This is a genomic window from Pseudomonas sp. P5_109 (genome assembly GCF_034009455.1).
In the GTDB taxonomy this organism is placed as follows: domain Bacteria; phylum Pseudomonadota; class Gammaproteobacteria; order Pseudomonadales; family Pseudomonadaceae; genus Aquipseudomonas.
Genome location: NZ_CP125380.1, coordinates 4,266,387 through 4,286,825 on the forward strand (window position 1 = coordinate 4,266,387; position 20,439 = coordinate 4,286,825).

At 62.1% G+C, this 20,439-nt stretch carries 15 protein-coding genes; 6 read left to right on the forward strand and 9 right to left on the reverse strand.

Annotation, left to right across the window (positions count from 1 at the left end; all coding sequences use genetic code 11):
* Nucleotides 1-53 precede the first annotated feature (53 nt).
* Nucleotides 54-1,136, reverse strand: a complete 1,083-nt coding sequence (locus tag QMK54_RS19065; protein WP_320401127.1) for a sigma-54 dependent transcriptional regulator — start codon at nt 1,134-1,136, stop codon at nt 54-56.
* Between the two features lie 424 nt (nt 1,137-1,560).
* On the opposite strand from QMK54_RS19065, the gene QMK54_RS19070 reads away from it, so the two are divergent.
* The 6 genes from QMK54_RS19070 (at nt 1,561) to QMK54_RS19095 (ending at nt 10,537) form a co-directional block, all read left to right on the forward strand.
* Nucleotides 1,561-2,634: an ABC transporter substrate-binding protein gene (locus QMK54_RS19070; RefSeq protein ID WP_320401128.1), complete on the forward strand. Its 1,074-nt coding sequence runs from the start codon at nt 1,561-1,563 to the stop codon at nt 2,632-2,634.
* A 14-nt stretch (nt 2,635-2,648) separates the two neighbouring features.
* On the forward strand, nt 2,649-3,872 hold the full coding sequence (locus QMK54_RS19075) for a lipase family protein (protein WP_110661801.1): 1,224 nt from the start codon (nt 2,649-2,651) through the stop codon (nt 3,870-3,872).
* Between the two features lie 15 nt (nt 3,873-3,887).
* Nucleotides 3,888-5,096, forward strand: a complete 1,209-nt coding sequence (locus QMK54_RS19080) for an LLM class flavin-dependent oxidoreductase (RefSeq protein WP_320401129.1) — start codon at nt 3,888-3,890, stop codon at nt 5,094-5,096.
* Nucleotides 5,097-5,100: 4 nt separating this feature from the next.
* Nucleotides 5,101-6,687, forward strand: coding sequence for an ABC transporter substrate-binding protein (locus QMK54_RS19085; RefSeq protein WP_223594262.1), 1,587 nt, complete (start codon nt 5,101-5,103; stop codon nt 6,685-6,687).
* Between the two features lie 141 nt (nt 6,688-6,828).
* Nucleotides 6,829-9,411, forward strand: a complete 2,583-nt coding sequence (locus tag QMK54_RS19090) for a TonB-dependent receptor plug domain-containing protein (RefSeq protein ID WP_320401130.1) — start codon at nt 6,829-6,831, stop codon at nt 9,409-9,411.
* 40 nt (nt 9,412-9,451) lie between these two features.
* A complete protein-coding gene (locus QMK54_RS19095; protein ID WP_320401131.1) occupies nt 9,452-10,537 on the forward strand; it encodes an LLM class flavin-dependent oxidoreductase in 1,086 nt (361 codons plus the stop codon).
* 133 nt (nt 10,538-10,670) lie between these two features.
* Here QMK54_RS19095 and QMK54_RS19100 read toward each other — a convergent pair whose 3' ends face one another.
* The 8 genes from QMK54_RS19100 to QMK54_RS19135 all read right to left on the reverse strand — a co-directional run bounded on the left by QMK54_RS19100 (nt 10,671) and on the right by QMK54_RS19135 (nt 20,163).
* Entirely contained in the window at nt 10,671-11,129 is a 459-nt protein-coding gene (locus QMK54_RS19100) for an REP-associated tyrosine transposase (RefSeq protein WP_320401132.1), read from the reverse strand.
* A 229-nt stretch (nt 11,130-11,358) separates the two neighbouring features.
* Nucleotides 11,359-13,173 (reverse strand): ABC transporter ATP-binding protein, encoded by a 1,815-nt coding sequence (locus QMK54_RS19105; protein ID WP_320401133.1) that lies wholly within the window; start codon nt 13,171-13,173, stop codon nt 11,359-11,361.
* A complete protein-coding gene (locus QMK54_RS19110) occupies nt 13,170-14,015 on the reverse strand; it encodes an ABC transporter permease (RefSeq protein WP_110660388.1) in 846 nt (281 codons plus the stop codon). The genes QMK54_RS19105 and QMK54_RS19110 overlap by 4 nt, the downstream gene beginning before the upstream one ends.
* Before the next feature lie 10 nt (nt 14,016-14,025).
* Nucleotides 14,026-15,087, reverse strand: coding sequence for an ABC transporter permease (locus QMK54_RS19115; RefSeq protein ID WP_223594272.1), 1,062 nt, complete (start codon nt 15,085-15,087; stop codon nt 14,026-14,028).
* Nucleotides 15,080-16,651, reverse strand: a complete 1,572-nt coding sequence (locus tag QMK54_RS19120; RefSeq protein ID WP_320401134.1) for an ABC transporter substrate-binding protein — start codon at nt 16,649-16,651, stop codon at nt 15,080-15,082. The genes QMK54_RS19115 and QMK54_RS19120 overlap by 8 nt, the downstream gene beginning before the upstream one ends.
* 10 nt (nt 16,652-16,661) lie before the next feature.
* The gene (locus tag QMK54_RS19125; RefSeq protein ID WP_223594284.1) at nt 16,662-17,861 is read right to left on the reverse strand and encodes an LLM class flavin-dependent oxidoreductase; all 1,200 of its coding nucleotides are present in this window, start codon (nt 17,859-17,861) and stop codon (nt 16,662-16,664) included.
* Between the two features lie 484 nt (nt 17,862-18,345).
* Nucleotides 18,346-19,092, reverse strand: a complete 747-nt coding sequence (locus QMK54_RS19130) for a class II aldolase/adducin family protein (RefSeq protein ID WP_110662565.1) — start codon at nt 19,090-19,092, stop codon at nt 18,346-18,348.
* A 15-nt stretch (nt 19,093-19,107) separates the two neighbouring features.
* On the reverse strand, nt 19,108-20,163 hold the full coding sequence (locus QMK54_RS19135) for an ABC transporter substrate-binding protein (protein WP_320401135.1): 1,056 nt from the start codon (nt 20,161-20,163) through the stop codon (nt 19,108-19,110).
* Nucleotides 20,164-20,439: the final 276 nt, after the last annotated feature.

The following is a 20,439-nucleotide window of genomic DNA, read 5'->3' on the forward strand; positions in this document are numbered from 1 at the left end:
GCCGCAAGGTGTTGTAGCTTGCAGGACGTTACGCCTACAGCCGTTAAACATGCTCACGACTCCCCGACCGACAATGGCTTGTTCAGCTCACCAATCTTTTCCAGCCGCGCCCGAACGATATTGCGGCTGATGTTCAGCAACCGTCCGGTCTGCAACTGGTTGCCATGGCAGAATCGGTAAGCTGCGCGAAAGATGGTCTCCTCGATGTGTTCATACAGGTCTGGAATGTTCTGCTCGAACAAGGCGTTGAGCGCCGCTTCCAGATCTACCGGTCCGGCAACGGCATGGCCCGTTTGCACCGCCTGCTCCTGCTCATGGCGGATGCCCGAGGAGCGCATGTCCACCAGGTGCAGATCCGCCGGAGCGACCCGCTGATTGCGGCAGACCAGCAAGGCATGGTGAATCGAGTTTTCCAGCTCACGGATGTTGCCCGGCCAACTGTGCTCCAGCAGTTTACGTTCCGCCTCGATGCTCAAAGTGGCGCGGTTGTAGCCCAGTCGCTGGCAATGTTCTTCGAGGAAAAACTCAGCCAGCGGCAGGATGTCTCCCGGTCGTTCGCGCAAGGGCGGAAGGCGAATCGTGGCGACGTGCAAACGGTAAAAAAGATCCTCGCGAAAGTGCCCGGCAACCACCGCATCCGCCAGGTTGACGTTGGTCGCGGCCACCAGGCGTACGTTGATTGGAATCGGGGTGCGCGACCCCAGGCGCACCACTTCACGTTCCTGCAAGACCCGCAGTAACTTGACCTGCATGTTCAACGGCAGATCACCGATCTCATCGAGGAACAGCGTCCCGCCATTCGCGGCTTCGAACCACCCGGCCTTGGTCGTGGTAGCGCCTGTGAACGCGCCTTTTTCATGGCCGAACAGTTCACTTTCCACCAGGGTTTCGGCAAACGCACCGCAGTTGACGGCAACAAAGGGTTCACGCCCCCTGCGGCTCAGGTGGTGGATATGCCTTGCGACCAGTTCCTTGCCGGTTCCGGTTTCACCAATGATCAGCGTATTGGCTTCACTCGGGGCCAGGCGCTCGATGCGATTGAGCAGTTCCTGGGAGCGCGGGTCCTTGAACACCAGGACGGTGGCCCGCACCGATTTGGTCAGTTCGCGAGCGTTTGGATGAGTGATCAGCGACATGGTGCATTCCTGGCAGTAAAAGCGCGTGCTCAATAGTGCATGAAGATTGTTAGACTAAATAATTATTAATTAGTATTTGTATATTCCCAATATGAATATGCCAGTCAGTTGTTCCTGCCCTGCTGCCAGAGCAGCAATTGGCAAGCATCACCCTGCTTGCAGATCAGCACCCGCCACCCATCAGCGAGACCGGCCTTCCCGCTAGAGGCCCCGTAGTACAAGACCTGCAGCCATTTTCTCATGCTATGGCATGCAATCTGCTCTCTCCCCTCCCAACACAAACACACAGACACCGCTGCAACCTATCCACAACACGCACCTGTAGGAGCTGGCTTGCCAGCGATGGCGTCCGCAATTGCGCCGCAAGGCTCGAAGGCCTCATCGCCGGCAAGCCGGCTCCTACAGTCGACTCAGGGAGATTTCAATGAAACGTTTCTGGCGCAACAGCCTGGTCGCATTGACCGGTTTTCTACTCAGTGCCACTGCACTGGCCGAACAGCTACCGACGTCGGTGAAGATCGCCATTGTCGCTTACACCCAAGGCGGCAAGCCGGTGTTTGGCGGTATCGCCGGCCGGGTGATCGAGGATGGCTGGCTTGAACAGCAACTGAGCCAGCGCGGCGTGAAGCTGGAGTGGATCGCCCTGCCCCACGCCGGCGCCGGTCCGCAGATCAACGAAGGCTTCAGCAACAACAGCATCGACTTCGCCGTGCGCGGCGACCTGCCCTCGGTGATCGCCGGCGCGGGCGGCGTGCCGGGCAAGCTGATCGTCCCGGGTGGCAGCGGCAACAATATCTATCTGGTGGTGCCGGCCGGCTCCGAGGCCAAGAACATTGAAGACCTCAAGGGCAAGCGCCTGGCCCTGCATCGCGGTCGTCCATGGGAGTTCGCCTTCAGCAATTTCCTCGCCAGCAAGGACCTGAAGCTCGACGACTTCAAGATCGCCAACCTCAATCCGCAAGTCGGCGCGGCGGCGGTATCCGCCGGCAAAGTGGATGCGGCGGTGCTGCTCAGCGAGGCTTATGCCCTGGAAGACAAAGGCGTGGGCAAGATTATCTGGTCAACCAAGCAAGGTGCCAATGACTGGCGCCTGGTGTCCGATCTCTGGGGCACCGACAGTTTCGTCACACAACATCCGGACATTACTCAGCTACTGGCGACGGCCTGGGTCAAAGCGGCGTGGTGGATTTCCCAGGAACAGAATCAAGACGCCTATTACCAACTTTCCTCCCGCGCCGGCACCGCTGAAAGTGTGCTGCGTCGTGATGACTTGAACGATCCCGTGGCCTGGAAAGAACGCTGGGCACCAAAAAGCGACCAGCAACTCAAGGCGCATTACCAGGCCCTGACCGCCTACGCCCTGGCCAATCACCTGATTCGCGACAACTACGACATCACCCCATCGCTGGCCACCGGTTTCACCAACCAGGCGCTGATCGATCTGAAGCTCACCGACTACTGGCCGGCCCTGCGTGGCCAGGTCAGCAACAATCCATGAATAGGGAATTTCTGATGAAACTGCCGCATAAATTCGTCTTCGGCCTGAGTGTCCTGGCGCTGTCCATGAGTGCCATGGCCGCGGGTGCACACGCGCCGAAACCCGATCCGCTGCAAGGTGATGGCCGAGTCTCGGCGTTCTACACCTGGCAAGAGGTGATTCCTGCCACACCGGGCAAGCTTCTGCGCAGCGAGCCATTGGAAAAGACATTGAGCCTGCCCAACGCGGCAAGCGCCCAGCGGATTCTCTATAGCTCCACCGACGGCATTGATAACAAGACCCCGATCGTGGTCTCCGGCACGTTGTTCCTGCCCAAGGGCAAGGCGCCCGCCGGTGGTTGGCCGGTCGCCAGCTGGGGGCACGGCACGGTCGGTGTCGCGGACGTTTGTGCGCCGTCCTGGCAAGGCCGGTCCTATCGCGACGTGCAGTACCTCAGCCGCTGGCTGGACGAAGGTTATGCCATTGTCGCCACCGATTATCAGGGCCTCGGCGTTCCCGGTGGCCACCCGTTGCTGAACAATCGCATGGCCGCCTACGGCATTCTCGATGCGGCCAAGGCCGTGGTCGCCGGTGTTCCGGGGCTGGCCAACAAGGTGTTGATCGTCGGTCAATCCCAGGGCGGTGCAGGTGCATTCGCCTCGGCGGCCTATGCCCCGACTTATGCGCCCGGCCTCGGCGTCAAAGGCAGCATCGGCACCGGCGTGATTTACACCGTGGGGGCGAAAAACGTCGGTGAACAGGACCCGGACAAAGTCGATGCCTCCCTCGCCTACGGCTTCTACACCTTGCTGGCTGCCCAGCAGTACGACCCAAGCATCAACCCCAGGGATTTCTACACCGACAAGGCCCTGCCACTGTTCGAGCAGGCCCGCACCAGTTGCCTCGCGGCGCTGGTCAGCGACGTGATCGGTGTCGGCCTGACCCCGGCCAATGCGAAAAAAGACTACAAGGGCGACCAGCTTGCCCTGTGGCAGAAACAGGTGTCCTACCCGACGCTGAAACTGGCCCAGCCGATTTTCATCGGCACCGGTGCCGAAGACAAAACCCCGGCGGCCTCGACTCAAGTCGCGCTGATGCAGGACGCCTGCAAAACCGGTTCGGTGGTCGAAGGCCATCTCTACAAAGGGCTGGGCCACAGCGAAACGGTCAACGCCTCGCTCAAGGACTCGGTGCCCTTCGCCCACAAGGTCATCAACGATCAGCCCATCAGCCCGATCTGCAGCCCCACTGTGCAGTGAGACGGAGCCCTCGACATGAGCATTGAATTTTTCACCCGTCTGCCTCTTCACGGCGAAACCCAGTTCCTCCCCGGCGACCCGCGCAACCGTGGCGACTGGCATCGCGGCGGCCCGAGTACCGGCGCGGTCTCGGCGTTCAGCGTCGGTGATCATTTCACCTATATCGATTATCTCGGGCAGATCGCCAAGGCCGCGGAGATCAACGGCTTCGGCGGCGCCCTGATGGTCAATGCGCCCTCGGGCGAAGAACCCTGGACCGTCTGCTCGCTGCTGGCCCGGGAAACCCGCACGCTGAAATTCGTCACGGCGTTCCAGCCCTATCACTACACGCCGTGGGTGGCGGTGCAGCAAGCCGCGACCTATCAGCGCGCCACTGGCAATCGCCTGGTCTGGAACATCATCAACGGCGGCTCGGATGCGATTCAGCGCCAGGTCGGTGACTTCAGCGACCACGATGAGCGCTATGAACGGGCCATCGAGTTCATGGACGTGGTCAAGGGCTATTGGCACAACGAGAACTTCCACTACGAGGGCAAGTTCTACAAGGCCGAAGGCGGTGGTTTGCGCGGGCCATTGAAGAAGGCCGAGCTGCCGCTGATCTGCACCGCCGGTTCATCGATCCCGGCTCGGGAGTTCGCGGCCAAACACGCCGACTTCTACCTGATGCGCGCCGAGCATCCGGATGAAATTGCCGCGCTGATTGCCGATATTCGTGAACGAGCGCTGAAGTACGGGCGCACCGACATTCGTTTTGGCTTGTCGATCGACGTCATCACCCGGGAGACCGAGGAACTGGCCCGCACCGAAGCCAAGCGTTTCTTCGACGAAGGCATCGCCAGGGGCGCGGTCAAGGCTGTGGCGGCGCATGCCGGTCTGCGCACCGCGCGCAAGCTCAGCTACGAAAACCAATTCGCGCAAAAGGCCGATACCCAGGGCTTCGACGACTTCTTCATCCACCCCAACGTCTGGACCGGCTTCGGCTACATCGGCATTCCGCCCGGTTGCGCGCTGGTGGGCAGCTACGAAAATGTCGTGGCGCGAATTCGCGAGTACAACGCCATCGGCATCGACCTGTTCTTCCTCGCCGGCTACCCGCACCTGGAAGAAGCCTATCGCCTGGGCGAACACATCCTCCCGCACTTTCGCACTGAGCGCGTCCAACTGAGTCGCCCGTCAGAAGCGCCGCTGGAATTGCGTTCCGCCAACGGCCCGGCCGGAGCCTGATGCCATGAGCGACGATCACTCATTATTCAGCCGCCGGGATTTTCTCGGCCACAGCGCGCTGCTGGGCGGTGGGTTGCTGCTCGGTGGCGGACTGCTCACCGGCTGCGGTCCGAGCGACGACAAACCGGCCGTGGCCGTCGCCACCGACGACAAGCCGCGTTACGGCGGACGTCTGCGCCTGGGCATTCTCGACGGTAACCAGAGCGGTAACCTCGACGCGCACAAGCCCATCGGCAGCGGCATCGTTCGCGGCTTTGCGCTGTACAGCAAGCTGTGGGAGTGGGACGAACAGATGCAGCCGCGCCTGGCCCTGGCCGAGTTCGCCGAACCCAACGCCGATGCCAGCAGTTGGACCCTGCGCCTGCGCCCGGACCTGGAGTTCCACCATGGCAAGACCATCGATGCCGATGACCTGATTTTCTCCATCCGCCGCCTCACCGACCCGCAGCTGGCCTCGCCCTATGCCGCGCTGTTGCACTGGGTAGACCGCGACAACCTGGTCAAGCTCGATTCACGCACCGTGCGCCTGAACTTTCGTGAAGGCCGCAGCTACATGCCGCTGGCGGAGACCTGGGTCAACTTTGGCGGGATCGTACCGGTGGACTATCACCCGGTGTCCAACCCGGTGGGCGCCGGCCCCTACAAACTGAAAAGCTTCACTCCCGGCCAGCGTTCGCTGTTCACGCGGTTCGAGAACTACTACAAGGACGGCAAGCCCTACGCCGATGAGCTGGAAATCATCGACTTCAAGGATCAGGTTTCGCGCCTGGCGGCCCTGCGTTCCGGACAGATCGACATGGCCAACGTGATGCCCACCGAACAGCTGGAGGTACTGCAGCGCGATCCACGACTCAAAGTAGTCAAATCGGTGACCGGCAACTGGCTGTCGTTCGACATGAACCTCGACAAACCGCCATTCAACGACCCACGGGTACGCGAGGCATTCCGCCTGTTGGCCGACCGGGAGGAGCTGGTGCGCCGGGCGCTCAACGGTCAGGGCCGTGTGGCCAATGACCTGTACGCACCCAGCGACCCCACCTTCAACCACACCCTGGGGCCGCGCCCTCACGACCCGCAACGTGCGGCGCAACTGCTCAAGGAAGCCGGGCATGAAAACCTCGAACTGGAACTGGTGACGACCCCGGGGCCGGGGCTGACTTCGGCGCTGGTGCTGGCCGAACAGGCCAAGCGCATTGGCGTGACCCTCAAGGTCAAGCAGGTTGATCTGGCTACATTCCAGGGGCCGCAACGCAACGACTGGACGCTGAGCACCGGCGGCAGCATCGGCGCGCCATTCCTGGCCAGTGCGATTCACACCGACGCGCCGTTTGCCGTATCGAACAAGACCCATTTCAACGATCCGCAGTTCAGCGAATTGTTCCTGGCGGCCATGGCCCAGCCCGACCTGGAAAAGCGCAAGGCCCTGGTCCACCAGGTCCAGCAGATCCAGTACGAACGCGGCGGCATGTTGATCTGGGGTTACGCCGATCTGCTCGACAGCGTGGCCAACCGCGTCGGTGGCGCGGCGGCCGAAGAGTCGCTGTTCAGCACCTGGCGCTTTGAAAAGCTCTGGTTGAGAGACACGGCATAACCAGACACCACTGACCTGTAGGAGCCGGCTTGCCGGCGATGGCAATGGTGGCCGTTACGACGCCATCGCCGGCAAGCCGGCTCCTACAAGGTGCTGCGTGTTTACGCAATTCAATGAATTTATCTTTCGAGGCACATTTTCATGCCCTCTATCGGCTTCGTTCGTCCTGCTTCTGGCCACGCTCTGGCATTGGTCTTCGTTTCTACCCTGTCGACAGCAACATTTGCCGCCGACACTCAACTGCAAACCGTCACGGTTCAGGCCAGCGCCAGTGATTCCGACGATGACGCCCTGCCCACCCGGCCGGAGTCTTCGATCTACGGAGGCATCGAAACCAAGGTGCTCGACACCCCGCGCTCGATCTCTCAGATCAATGCCGAACAGCTGGCCGACGACCCGATCCGCAGTGCCGACGATCTGGTCAAATACGCACCCGGTATCACTCGCGGTGGCGGCCAGAACGCCGCGATCGCGCCGCAATTTCGCGCCCAGGGCTCTGAAGTATTCCAGGACGGTCAGCGGGCTTATGGTGTGCGGCACCCGGCCAACTTCAACGCCTATGAAGGCGCCGACATTGTCGCCGGTCCGTCCTCGGTGACCTACGGCTCGGTGTCGGGCAGTGGCGGTTACGTCAATTACCTGAGCAAAAAGCCGAACTTCAATGAATTCAAGACCAGGCTCAGCGGCGAGGTGGGCAGTTGGGTGCCTGACGGTGAATCCCGCGACGCGACAAAATTCAGCGTCGACAACACCGGGCCACTGAGTGACAACCTGGCTTACCGGATCAGCATCACCAAACAACGTCAGGAAGACTTCTACGACAACGTCGACAACAACTTCGACGCGTTCTACGGCGCCTTGGCCTGGCGCAATGACAGCGTGCGCGTCGACTGGAATGCCAGTTACGACGACTACTACGACTACAACATCACCCACGGCTGGAACCGCGCCAACCAGGAACTGGTGGACAGCGGCAAGTATTACGCCGGACGGGCCACGCCGATCATCCAGAACGGCAACACGCTGTGGTCGCCGGTGCTGGCCTCCGGCGCGGCCGATGCGCCGACCCTGGGCTGGGTCAAACGCCAACGTAATGCCCAAGGGAAATACAGCGTGGTCGACGGCAGTTTCCAGACCACCTCCCCCAACACCCGCAGCAACCCTGGCAGCCTGCGTGGCTGGGTCTACGACCCGTCGCTCGCCGGCAACGGCCTGACCTCCCTGTCGTCACAAACCGGCCAGCGCGATGAGGATGAAAACACTTCGCGACGCTTCACCACGCAACTGCGAGTGGAGGCTGATCTGACGCCGACCATCACCCTGGCCAACAACACGTTTTACCAGCGCTCGCGGGACATGACCGACGCCGTTGGGTCTTTCCAGGTGCAGTCCAAGGACAATATTTTCGATAACCGCTTCGAGTTTCGCTCGCGCAACGAAACGCAGCTGGGCGGCCTGACCCTGCGTGATGACAGCAACACAGGGCTGATCTACCGCCGCGAGCTCAACCAGTCGATCGCCGCCAATAACAGTTTCGGCTCAACCATCAATGCCTATGACCTGACCCAGGACCCTTCGGGCAAGAACCCGGGGAGCCTTCTGGGGCTGACCGGCTCCAACCCGGCCGGCGGCAACGGTGCCTGGATCGGCCAGGCTGGCGTACCACAGTTTTCCAACCTCTACGGCTGGCTGAACCTGCCGCCGATGTACCCGGCCGGCCATGGCTTGTACGCAGAGTCCGTCGCGCCCTACACCGCTGAAAGTACCTGGACCACCCAGACATTGTTCACCCAGCACAACCTGCGATGGGGTGAGCGTGTCGGCCTGAACATCGGCGCGAGCCGCAGCTGGATCGATGCCGAAATCGATAACCCGTTCGTGCTCGCCGGTGGCAATCCGCGCAAGGACAGTGACAACTACCGACTGTTTGCCTTTCAGGTCAGCCCCTACATCAAGCCGACCGAAAACAGCACGCTGTACTACACCTTCGATCGCTCCCTGGCCGTCAACACCGGGTTCTTCTCCAATGGCCTTGGCTGGGGCAGCGGCGCGGGCGCGAATTTGCTCAATCCGTTGGCGTTCGAAAGCCTGAGTGTCTTGCACGAAGTCGGGTTGAAAGTCGAAGCCGTGCCCAACGAGTTGTTCATGAGCCTGGCAGCGTTCAAGCAGGAGCGGGATCAATCACCCGACAGCAACAACAACATCGCGCGACTGGTGATCAAGGGCGTGGAGTCGACCATTCGCTACCAGCCTGACGATCACCTGCGCACGGCGTTGAACCTTACGAAACTCACCGCCTACAACGAGTTCGCCTCCCAGGCCGGTTTTGCCTCGGCCGGCTTCATCCCCGACAACGGCACGGTGTTTGGGGACAACAACAGCCTCAACCAGCGGCCTTCGGGGCGTTTTGATGCGGTGCAGATTCCCGAATACACCGCCAGCGGCTACGTCGACTATCGCTTCGATTCAGGCTTTGGTGCCGAGCTGTCCGGGTGGTGGACCAGTAGCTGGTACCTGAACCTGAGCAAGACCGTGAAGGTCCCGGACGAGTACAACCTCGACCTCGCGGTTTACTACCGCCAGCCGCAGTGGAGCACCACCTTGCGCGTGCTCAACCTGACCAACGAACTGAATTTCGTCAGTGGCCTGGCCGGCTCCACCAACACCTTCCTGCAACCCATGCCCGGCCGCACGTTGCTGACCCAGGTCGATTACCAGTTCTAAGCCAGCGGCCTGCCCGCTTACCGCAATCAGGAGTGTTCCCATGTCCATTGAATTCGTCGGCATGATCTTCCCCCGCCAGTGGTCCGAGACCCGAGGTGTTCGCAGCCCGGATTTCGATCTGGAGTTTATCCGCCATCACGCCCGGGCCCACGAGCACGCCGGCTTCGACCGGGTGCTGATCGCCAGCGGCCCGGGCAGCGCGGATAGTTTGCAGATCGCCGCCTACGCCGCCGCGCACACCGAACGCCTGGGGTTCATGATCGCCCACCGCCCGGCCCTCACCTCCCCGACCGTCGCCGCCAGGGCCTTTGCGACACTGGATCACACCACGGGCGGCGGACGGATTCGCCTGCATGCCATTACCGGCATCACCGCCGAACCCCAGGAAGGCGACTTCCTGCTGGACAAGACAGAGCGCTACAAACGTACCGATGAGTACCTGGAAATCGTCCGGCGCACCTGGACCGCGGAAGAACCATTCGACTTCGAAGGGCAGTACTTCAACATCAAGGGTGCCTTCTCGCCGGTCAAGCCGTTGCAGCAGCCGCACATTCCGATCTCCTTCGGCGGGTCTTCGGATATCGCCTATCAGATCGCGGTCAAGCACGCGGACCTGTATGCCTTGTGGGGTGAGCCTTTGAGCGGTGTCGCCGAGCAGATCGGCAAACTGCGCGCAGCCGCCAGCGCGGCGGGCGTGGAGGCGCCGAGGGTCAGCCTGTCCGTGCGCTTGATCCTGGGCGCGACCGAGGAACTGGCGTGGCAACGGGCGCAACAGATCCTCGATCAGATCAAGGCCAACCCACAGTTTGCCGCCGGCAGCCCCTGGCAAAAACGCATCAAGGGCACCGGCTCCGAACGCTTGCTTGCCGCCGCCGCGGCGGGTGATCGTCATGACCGTGCGCTATGGATGCCCACCGCCACCGCCGTCGGTGCCTACGGCGACACCACCGCCCTGGTCGGCACCCCGGAAACCGTGGCTCAGGCCTTGCTCGACTACGTCGACCTGGGAGTGACCACATTTCTCAACCGTGGCTACGATCCGCTGTACGACACGGTTGATTACGGGCGCTGGATCATCCCGGCGGTGCGCGAAGAGGCACGCCGTCGAAAGGCGCGTGTGGCATAAGTACGATGCAATATTGACCAACGCCATCGCCAGCAAGCCGGCTCCTACGGGTTCGGGTGTGCCAACATAATATCGGCTCACCCACGATCTGTAGGAGCCGGCTTGCTGGCGATGGCGTCACAACGGCCACCACCTACAGCCATTTGGCATCCCACAAAGAATAATCGTGCACGCGCCTCACCAAGCCCGCACGTAACGGATTGGCAACGATGTATCGGGCCACAGCCTGTAAATCCTCTTCCCGTCGAATTGCACGGTCGTGAAAACCTCTCTGCCATACCGGTCCCCTACGGTTCAAAGACGCATTTGTCACCTGGGCGCTGCGGGATTTGGTGGCGAGCATCAGCGCCGGTAACGTGCTGTTCTTCAGTTCGACCAGCCAATGGAAATGGTCGGGCATTACCACCCAAGCGAGTGAGTCGGCCCATTCTTCTGTCTGGGCCTGGCGAAATTGATCCACCACCAGGCGCCCCACGCGCCAATCGGCAAATAGCGGATCACGGTGATGAGTGACGGCAGTGAGCAAATAGATTTGCCCGGATTGGGAATAACGTCCGGTGCGAAGCCGATTGGCGTGAGGAAGATCAGGCAATCCATTGCCCTCCTGTGTTCGAGACAAAAACACAAGGCTAGTGCGCCAGAATCAGGAACGTCGTCAAAGTCTGGTTCTGGATGTGACAGTACGACCGCCATCGCCAGCAAGCCGGCTCCTACGGGTTCGGGTGTGCCAACATAATATCGGCACACCCACGATCTGTAGGAGCCGGCTTGCTGGCGATGGCGGCATGACGTTCACCGCCGAATCGCTGACAAACCAGCACCTACAAAACGCCGCCCGCCAACGTCGGCGAGTTCTCCAGCAATGTGCGTGTATACGCCGCCTGCGGTTGATCCAGCACCTGATCCACCCGCCCCTGTTCCACCACACGACCGGACTTCAATACCAACACCCGGTCGGCGATGGCGCGGACCACGCCCAGGTCATGGGTGACGAACAGCAGCGTCAGTCCTTCCCCTTGCAATTGCCGCAACAGCGCCAGGATCGACGCCTGTACCGATACATCCAGGGCCGAGGTGATTTCGTCGCAGATCAACAGCCGTGGCTCGCAGACCAACGCCCGGGCAATCGCTACGCGCTGGCGCTCACCACCAGACAAGCTGTGGGGATACAGATCCGCCACCGAGGCCGGCAGCGAAACCCGCTTGAGCACCGCCTCCACTCGCTCCCGTGCAGCAGCGCCCTTGATCCCGAAGAAATGCTCCAGAGGCGCACTCAGTGTCTGCAAAACACTTTGTCGGGGGTTCAACGCCCGGTATGGATTCTGGAAGATGTACTGGATCTGATGCCGTTGCGCCCCGTCACGCTGGCGCGCCGACAGGCTCAACAAACCGCCCGCGTAAAGCAGTTCGCCCTCGGCGTTTTCCCCCAGCCCGGCAACGGCGCGCGCCAGGCTGGTCTTGCCCGAACCCGACTCGCCCACCAGCGCGAGGCACTCCCCGGCAGCCACGTGCAGGGAAACATCGAACAGTACCTGGCGGTCGTAGGCCACGTTCAGGTCCTTGATCTGCAACAGTGGCGTGCGCTCCACCGAGTCGGTGACTGGTGCAACGGACGCTTGGGCAACCCGTTGCAAGGGTTGCAGATGCGGGGCCAGGCAGGCCACCCGCTGCTGTGATGACAGGGCCTGCAATTGCGGCTCGAGCACCGAGCACGCCGCGACGCGACGGGGGCACCGAGGCGCGAAGGCACACCCTTGTGGTCGCTGCCCCGGTGCCGGCGCATGCCCCGCAATCGCCGGCAAATCCCGGCGTTGCGCCACATCGGGAATCGCCGCCAGCAACCCTCGGGTATAGGGATGAGCCGGCTGATGGAACAGCATTTCGCGCTGTGCAACCTCGACGATACGCCCGGCATACATCACCATCACCCGGTCCACCAGGTCCTTGATCACCGCCAGGTCATGGGACACATACACCGCAGCGATACCCAGGCTTTTGCACAACCGGCGCAGGGTGGCGAGGATGTGGGCCTGGGTGGTGACGTCCAGTGCTGTGGTCGGCTCATCGAGGACGATCAATGCCGGACGCAAGACAAAGGCCAGTGCCAACATCACCCGTTGCTGCTGTCCGCCGGACAGTTGATGGGGAAAGCGTCGCAGGAACTGCGCATCGTCGGGCAGACCGACATCACGCAAGGTCTCGAGGATGCGCTGCTGTTGAGCGGCACGGTCCAGTTCAATCTGATGGGCACCCAGGGTTTCGCGCAGCAAACTGCCGATTCGCAGTGCCGGATTCAGGGCGGTCGCCGGGTCCTGGGCGACGTAACCGATCAGGCTGCCCCGGGCCCGGCGCAGGTCTTCGCCCTGCAGCGTCAGCAGCGATTGACCGGACACTTCGACTTCCCCGCCGACGATCCGCGCGCCCCTTCGGGCATGGGCCAGCAAGGCAGTGGCCAGGGTGGTCTTGCCCGACCCGGACTCCCCGACCAGCCCGAGAATTTCTCCGGCCTCAAGGCTGAAGGTCACGCCGGACAGCACATCGATCTGTTCCGACAATTCGACCCGCAAGTCCCGAACCTGCAACACGTGCGTCTTCACCACAGGGGAGCGTGACTCGATTCCGGCAATGGCGTTCATGGCTGTTTTTCTCCGATCCGTGAGCTGCTGCGGCCAATGCCTTCGGCCAGAATGTTGGTGCCATAGGCGAAGATGCCAATCAGGATGGCCGGCGCCAACACCGCCCAGGGCTGAACCAGCAACCCCGCTTGATTCTCGTTGATCATCAGCCCCCAATCAGCAGTCGGCGGCGCCACGCCGTAACCGAGAAAACTCAGCCCCGAGAGCATGCCCACGCCCCAGGTCAGCATGTTGCCGAAGTGCACCAGCAGCGGCGTGAGGATATTGGGCAGGATCTCCTTGAACAGAATCCGCCGCCTGGAATACCCCATCATCTGCGCGGCCTCGACGAACTCCTGCCCCGCCACCGCCACCGCGCTGCCACGGGCCAGGCGAATGACGCCGGGGGTGAATGCAATGGCCACGGTCAGCACGATCAGCCAGGGCGCGCGACCCAGCATGGAGACGATCAACAACACCAGGATCAGGTCGGGAAACGCCAGTGACACATCTGCCAGCCAGGTAATCAGTTGATCCAGCCGACGCCGGGAGAACCCCGCCAACAGGCCCAGGGTGCTACCCGCCAACAGCGCAATCGAGGCGGCCGCCAATGACATCCACAGCACCGACACGCCGCCGCTGAGCAAGCGCGACAACACGTCGTGTCCGAGAAAGTCATAACCCAGCAACGCCGCCGCCACGGGGGCGCCATACACCGGGCCGACCATCTCCGTCGGGCTGTGGGGCGCCAGCCATGGGCCCAGTAACGCAAGCAGGACCACCAGCGAAGTGATCAGCGCGCCCTTGCGGGTTTGCGGTTCATCCAGCCACCTGTGCCAACGAAGGCCTCGCGAATCAGTCATGCATAACCTCTCAAGGAGCCTTGGATGGGGAGCGTCGCCACCAGGGCTGGATGCCCCGGCGGTTGCGTCGAATCATGGTGACCCGGCGGGCGGTACGCAGTTTCGGTGTCAGCATCACGGTCAGCAGATCGGCGAACAGGTTGATCAGCACCACGCCCAGCGTGATCAACAGCACGATGGCCTGGACCATCGGCAAATCACGCATCTGGATCGCCGAGTTCAGCGAGGTGCCGATGCCCGGGTAACTGAAGATCACCTCCGCGAGCAGCGCCCCGCCGATCAGGGTGCGCAGGGTCAGGGCCACGCCCTGGATGGCCGGAATGAGCGCATTGGGCAACGTGTGGCGCCAGACGATTCGCCATTCGGGAATGCCCCGCAACCTGGCGGCGATGACGTAATCGGACTCCAGCGCTTCGATCATCGACGCCCGCACCATGCGGGTCAGGTACGGCAGCGCCGACAGACTCAGGGCCAGCACCGGCAACACCAGAAACTGCAACTGGCGCAGCAGGGACTTGTCCGGATCAAGGATCGACACCGCTGGCAGCACGTCCATGTGGGGCATGGAAAACAGCAAGACCAGGCCAATGGCCAACAGAAACCCCGGGGTGGCCTTGAGAAAAATCAACAACGACAGGCTCCAGCGATCCAGGCGACTGTCACGCCGCAAGGCCAGTGACACGCCGAGCAGCAACGCCACGGGCACCACCAGCGCAATCACTCCGGCGAGCAGCGCCAACGTGTAGCCAAAGCGCCCGAACAGGATGTTGCCCACCGGCACATTGGAGTCCAGCGACACTCCCAGTTCGCCACTCAGGGCATGTCCCAGCCAACGCAGGTACTGCTCGATGATCGGCCGGTCCAGGCCCAACTGGCGTTGCAGGGTGAGGATGCTTTCCAGCGGTGCATCGGGCCCCAGGATCACCCTCGCCGGGTCCGAGGGCAGCGCCTGGGTGGCAATGAACACCACCAGGCTGATGACCCACGCCGTCAGCAGGCCATAGCCCAACCGCCCGATGAACCACGACAGCCAGGCCGGTGTGCGTGGGGGTTTGCAGGACGGATCAGACATGGTTCACCCACATTTCATCGAAACGCCAGGAGGCGAACGTCGTCTGTTCGGGTGCCAGTCCACCGACCCGCACGGAAGCAGCGTCCAGCACATCATTGAAGCCCCAGATCAACAGACCGCCACGCTCGTGTTGAATGCTTTGCGCTTCATGCACCAGCACTTTGCGCCGTTCCAGATCAGGCTGCGCCAACGCCTGTTGGTACAACGAAGTGAAACGCTCATCGTGGAAGTTACTGCGGTTGTAGATGGCCTGGGGTGCGTCGTTGTGCAGCGCCGAAGCCAGGAACCCCCGAGCCGGCGTGGAGCCTGGCGATAACAGCCAGTTTTCCCGTTGCGGACCGTTGAACACCGAGCCATCGACCTGGGTGACCTTGATCTCGACCCCGGCCTTCTTCGCCTGTTGGGCGAACACCAGCGCCGCATTGACGCCAGGTCCCGGTGTGGTGGTCAGCTCCACCCGCAAATCGTTCTGCCCGGCCTGGCGCAACAGCGACCGCGCCTGCTCCAGGTCGTACGGACGCTGGGCAATGCTGCGGTTGTACGTCGGGTCATGGGGCGAATACAGGTCATTGGCGATCCGCCCGAAACCATTGAGCCCACGCTCGACCAGCTCTTGACGATCGGCCAGCAGACGAAATGCCTGGCGCACTCGCTGATCCTGGAACGGTGCCTTGGCCAGGTTCAGGTTGAATCCGGTAAACGAAGTGCTCGGCGATGCGTACAACTTCAGTCGTGCGTCAGCCTTGAGCAGCGCGCTGTGCTCGGCCTGCACGCCGCTGGCTACGTCTATCTGCCCGGCGCGCAGGGCCGCAGCGCGGGACACCTGATCCTTGAACTCGATGATTTCCAGCTCATCGGCATAGGGTTGACCGGGTTTGTAGTAGTTTTCGAAACGCTGGTAGAGCGAGCGCTGACCGGGGATGAAACTTTTCAGTTTGTACGGCCCGGCGCCGACCGGATTGGTGACCGGGTCGTAATCGGTCGGCACGATGCCGCCGAAACTGATCAGGGTTTCATCCAGGGGATAGAAGCTTTGGCCTTCCTTGAAGCGAATCTCGATGGTGCGTTCGTCCAGTTTGCGCAAGGCATTGCGGTCGATCGCCCCCACCAGGCCGGCAAAAGGCGATGCCAGTTTCGGGTCCGTCAGGCGCAGGATCGAGAACAGCATGTCGTCGGCGCCGATGCTCTTGCCGTGGTGAAACTCCAGCCCCGGCTTGATGCGAATGGTCCAGGCGCTGGCATCGGCATTGGGCTCGGCAAACTCCGCCAGGGCCAGGCGCGTGCTGACGTCGGTGTTCCATTCCCAGAACTTGCTGTACAGCGCCCAGCCGCGAATGATCCCGCCGCCCACCGGTTTGTGCGCATCGAGGTTGCCCGATTGATCGCCGTCGATAATGCCGACCCGCAAGCGCCCGCCCCGGACCGGTGTGCTGGACAACGTCGCGGTGCCACCGGTGGCCGCTCCACTGTCGCAGCCGGTGAGCAGGCTGCTGCCCAGTATCAGGCCACCGCCGACCGCCAGGCCGTTGCCGAGAAACCTGCGACGGGAAAATCCTTCACTCATGCCAGACTCCTCAGGCCCGTTCGACCACGTTGGTGCGTTGCGGCGCTGGCGTGTCGGCGCGCAGGCGCGGCACGTCGAAACCGTGATCGAGGTCGAGCAACGGGAACAGCAAGTCCGCGACCCGGTGTGCTTCATCGATCAGCGGAAAACCCGAGAGAATGAACGCTGACGTGCCTTGTGCTTCGTACTCGCGAATCCGCTCGGCAACCTGCTCGGCGCTGCCCACCAGATAGGTGCCAGCGGCTGGACCGAGGATGTTGAAGCCGAACAGGCTCGGACCGAGCCAGACGTTGGGGTAGATCTCCAGGTCGCGAGCCTTGGGCAGGCGACCTGCTCGGACGGCGTCGACGTTGCGCTGGATTTGCGGGTCGTCGCTGTGGAAGCTGTCCAAGGTTTCGCCGGGGGGCAGTTGCCGTTCGATGGCCGTGCGTGCGGTTTGCAGCGAGGTGCGCTGCAAGAGTTTTTCGGCGTGGGCCCAGGCTTCCTCTTCGGTCTCACGGACGATGATTTGCAGACGCGTGCCGAAGGTCAGCTCGCGGCCGATCTTCGCAGCCTCTGCCGCCACTTTGCGGAATTTCTCGCCGAGTTTCGGTGGGGTATTGGCGAAACTCAGGTAAACATCGAGCAACTGCACCGAATGGGCAACGCCGGGCCCCGAGGTGCCGGCGCCCCACAATGGAATGCCGGGTTTCTGTTTGGGCGGATGCCAGCCGCCCAGGGGATGACTGGAAGCAGCCGGTGAGCGCGGGGCGAGCTTGACGTATCGACCGTCATGCCCCGACGTGTCGCCGGCATAGAAGTTCTGGAAGGCGCGCCAGTATTCGAGACTGAAGTCATAGCGCTCATCGTGGGGGTAATGCACGCCAAGCGTGGCCAGGCCGGCGTCGTTGCCGTTGACGACATTGAACAACAGGCGCCCGTTGGAGAATTGATCGAAGGTCAGCGCCCACTTGGCCAGCACCGCCGGCGACAATTCGCCGGGATGTTGCGCCACCAGAAAACGCAAACGCTGGGTGGCATCGATCAACGCGGCCGAGACAGCCAGGCTTTCGTTAGGGCTGGAACCCAGCAACGAACCGTAATACCCCAGGCGATCACTGGCCACGGCCAGTTGCTTCAAATGCTCGAAATCGGTTTTCCAGCGCCCTTCGGGCTCCCACGGATAGGGTCCGTCGGGGGTGGTGAGGTACCAGAGGATTTTTACAGCCATGGTGGTATTCCTTGAGTTGTGTATCGACCTTGCGACCGCCATCGCCCCCTGTAGGAAACGGCTTGCCGGCGACGAGGCCCTCGAATCTTGTACCGCTCTTCCGACCGCCATCGCTGGCAAGCCAGCTCCTACAGTTCAATGTTGCGAATACGCCCCTGTAGGAGCCGGCTTGCTGGCGATGGGGCCCTCGAAACTTGCGCCAACTTCACGACCACCATCGCTGGCAAGCCAGCTCCTACAGTTCAATCTTGCGAACACGCCCCTGTAGGAGCCGGCTTGCTGGCGATGGCGCCTGCGGGGCTTGCGCCAACCTCACGACCGCCATCGCTGGCAAGCCAGCGCCTACAGTTCAATCTTGCGAATACGCCCCTGTAGGAGCCGGCTTGCTGGCGATGAGGCCCTCGGGCCTTGCGCCAACCTCACGGCCGCCATCGCTGGCAAGCCAGCCCCTACAAGGATTTGGGGTGACCAGCAATTTGACCTGTCAGCTGCGGCGGTCGATGGCAGGTACCAGGCCCAGTTCGGTGGCTTTGTCGTACAGGCCGCTCATTTTCCATTGCTGGGTCAGAACGCCCGGGCCGTAAGGACGGGAACCGCCCAGGGCATCGGCGAGCAATTGCAGTTGCGCGCCCTCTTCCAGCAACAGGATGAATTCAGCAGTGGCGCGCAAACCTTGCTTGCCCCACACGGTGGAACCGCCATTGGCTTCCAGGATCGCCAGGTTGAAGGGGCTTTCGGCAATCTTGTCGAGAATGAAATCGACTTCCGGCTGACGTCGGTCGATGTACACCGGCAGTTCCCGCGCCAGTTGATATCGCTGTACCGGCACGTAGTGGAACGGCAGCGTGCGATGGGTCTGCGCCCAGGCGCCCAGGTACGGCGAGTGCACATGGGACACGGTGGTGATGTCGGCGTGCTGCTGGAACAGTTTGGTGTAGCGACCCAAACCGCCCTTGCCTTTGCCGTAGATCACTTTGCCTGCAAAGTCGGTGACTGTGGCCTGCAGTGGTTTGCGGTAGTTCCACGGCCCGCCATAGTTGACCGACACCAGCAGCTCCTGGCCCGGCACTCGTTCGATGAAACCGACGGTGCCATTAGCCGTGATGGTGTTGGTTTCACGGAACACGGTGAAGGCTTCTTCAGCCTCGATCAGCACCTTGTCGATGAAGTTCTTCAGTTCTTCGCTGATCAGTTGTTCGTTGATTGGTTTTTCGTAGACGAGAGTGGTCATGGCAGATCTCCGGATTCAGGCGCGGCGCTTGGCCAACAGTTCATGGGCGGCTTGCAATGGGCGCGGATCGACCCAGTCGGCGATGGAAAAATCGCGTTCCAGGAAGCCGTGCAGATAGAGAAAGTCTTTCTGGGTATCGAGAAATTCCAGTCGCTCTGAGGACAGGTCCGGCGCCAGCGTGGTGTGGAATTCGCCGCGATAGGCCTCGGCGACCCCGGCGCTGCCGGCGCGGGTTTCTTCCTCGAGAATGGCGTTCAGTGCCTCCCGATTGTTGGCGGCCCAATCAGCGGCGCTGAGGGTTTGGGCGAGAAAACGCACCACCAGGTCGAAATGATTGTCGAGCAGGCTCTGGTGGACGGTAATCGGACGCGGCGTGCCGTTGTTGATGCGATACCGGGGCTCGGCGATCAGGTCCAGGTCGATGCCCACCACCAGCCCGAGACGCCGTGCGGCATCAGCGGCGGAAGCGCCTTTGACGTAGACCGCGTCCACCTCACCGCGCACCAGGTAATCGAGGCCCGACCACAATCGTTGCAAGCCCTCTTGCGGGGTCGCCGCGCCTTCCTGATCCTGCAACGCGACTTCCACCAGCTCGACATCGTCGAACCCCAGTCCGGCCAGGCTCAGCGCGCCTTTGTAACCGTGCAGGCTCATGGCCCGGGCAATGCTCCCCGGACGGGTTTCACCCCAGGCTGGCAGCGCCAGGCGCTTGCCCTTGAGGTCTTGCGGATGACGAATGCCGGAGTCGGGGCGAACCAGGATGGTCTGCCATTCTTCGATCCAGGTCAGGCCGATCAGGCGACTCGGCGCACCGGCCGCCCGCGCGGCCAATGCCGGGACGTTTCCGCCTTCGCGAAACAGCCCTGGCAGTTCGTGATCGTAGTGGTGATGACCCAGTTGACGGGCCTCCTGCAAGGTCGAAACCGGCAGGCCGTCGGCAGCGAACTCTTCACTGAGCCAGCCGAGTTTGTAGGCGATTCCGGAAGCCGTCGGCACGGGGCAACGGGTGAACCAGATCTGCTCGAGTTCAGCTGTGGTGTCGGGTCGGGTGTGTTTGGCAGCAAGCGTCATGGGCAGCTCCATCTGGGTTGGCAAGTGACTGTTGCCGGAGCTATTGCAGCGCCCGTGCCAAGAAACGAAAGCCCCGGTTTATGGGGCTTTGCGCCTGTTCCCTGATGCCCGACTGCCTTCAGTTGCTGGCCTGCCAGCAGCATTGCGCGGCGACTGCTGCTGATCGAGCAGGGGGCTGCTTCTACAGCAGCACCCGTGCCTCTCGCAGACTGATAAACCCTGCGTCAACAGACTCCAAAGCCCTTGGCGCAGAACTTGCTCAGCCCCTCACAACGC

Coding starts and splice junctions, on each gene's coding strand:
- QMK54_RS19135 (WP_320401135.1), bottom strand. CDS start 20,163: ATGACGCTTGCTGCCAAACACACCCGACCCGACACCACAGCTGAACTC.
- QMK54_RS19085 (WP_223594262.1), top strand. CDS start 5,101: ATGAGCGACGATCACTCATTATTCAGCCGCCGGGATTTTCTCGGCCAC.
- QMK54_RS19065 (WP_320401127.1), bottom strand. CDS start 1,136: ATGTCGCTGATCACTCATCCAAACGCTCGCGAACTGACCAAATCGGTG.
- QMK54_RS19120 (WP_320401134.1), bottom strand. CDS start 16,651: ATGAGTGAAGGATTTTCCCGTCGCAGGTTTCTCGGCAACGGCCTGGCG.
- QMK54_RS19110 (WP_110660388.1), bottom strand. CDS start 14,015: ATGACTGATTCGCGAGGCCTTCGTTGGCACAGGTGGCTGGATGAACCG.
- QMK54_RS19090 (WP_320401130.1), top strand. CDS start 6,829: ATGCCCTCTATCGGCTTCGTTCGTCCTGCTTCTGGCCACGCTCTGGCA.
- QMK54_RS19070 (WP_320401128.1), top strand. CDS start 1,561: ATGAAACGTTTCTGGCGCAACAGCCTGGTCGCATTGACCGGTTTTCTA.
- QMK54_RS19130 (WP_110662565.1), bottom strand. CDS start 19,092: ATGACCACTCTCGTCTACGAAAAACCAATCAACGAACAACTGATCAGC.
- QMK54_RS19105 (WP_320401133.1), bottom strand. CDS start 13,173: ATGAACGCCATTGCCGGAATCGAGTCACGCTCCCCTGTGGTGAAGACG.
- QMK54_RS19080 (WP_320401129.1), top strand. CDS start 3,888: ATGAGCATTGAATTTTTCACCCGTCTGCCTCTTCACGGCGAAACCCAG.
- QMK54_RS19075 (WP_110661801.1), top strand. CDS start 2,649: ATGAAACTGCCGCATAAATTCGTCTTCGGCCTGAGTGTCCTGGCGCTG.
- QMK54_RS19095 (WP_320401131.1), top strand. CDS start 9,452: ATGTCCATTGAATTCGTCGGCATGATCTTCCCCCGCCAGTGGTCCGAG.
- QMK54_RS19115 (WP_223594272.1), bottom strand. CDS start 15,087: ATGTCTGATCCGTCCTGCAAACCCCCACGCACACCGGCCTGGCTGTCG.
- QMK54_RS19125 (WP_223594284.1), bottom strand. CDS start 17,861: ATGGCTGTAAAAATCCTCTGGTACCTCACCACCCCCGACGGACCCTAT.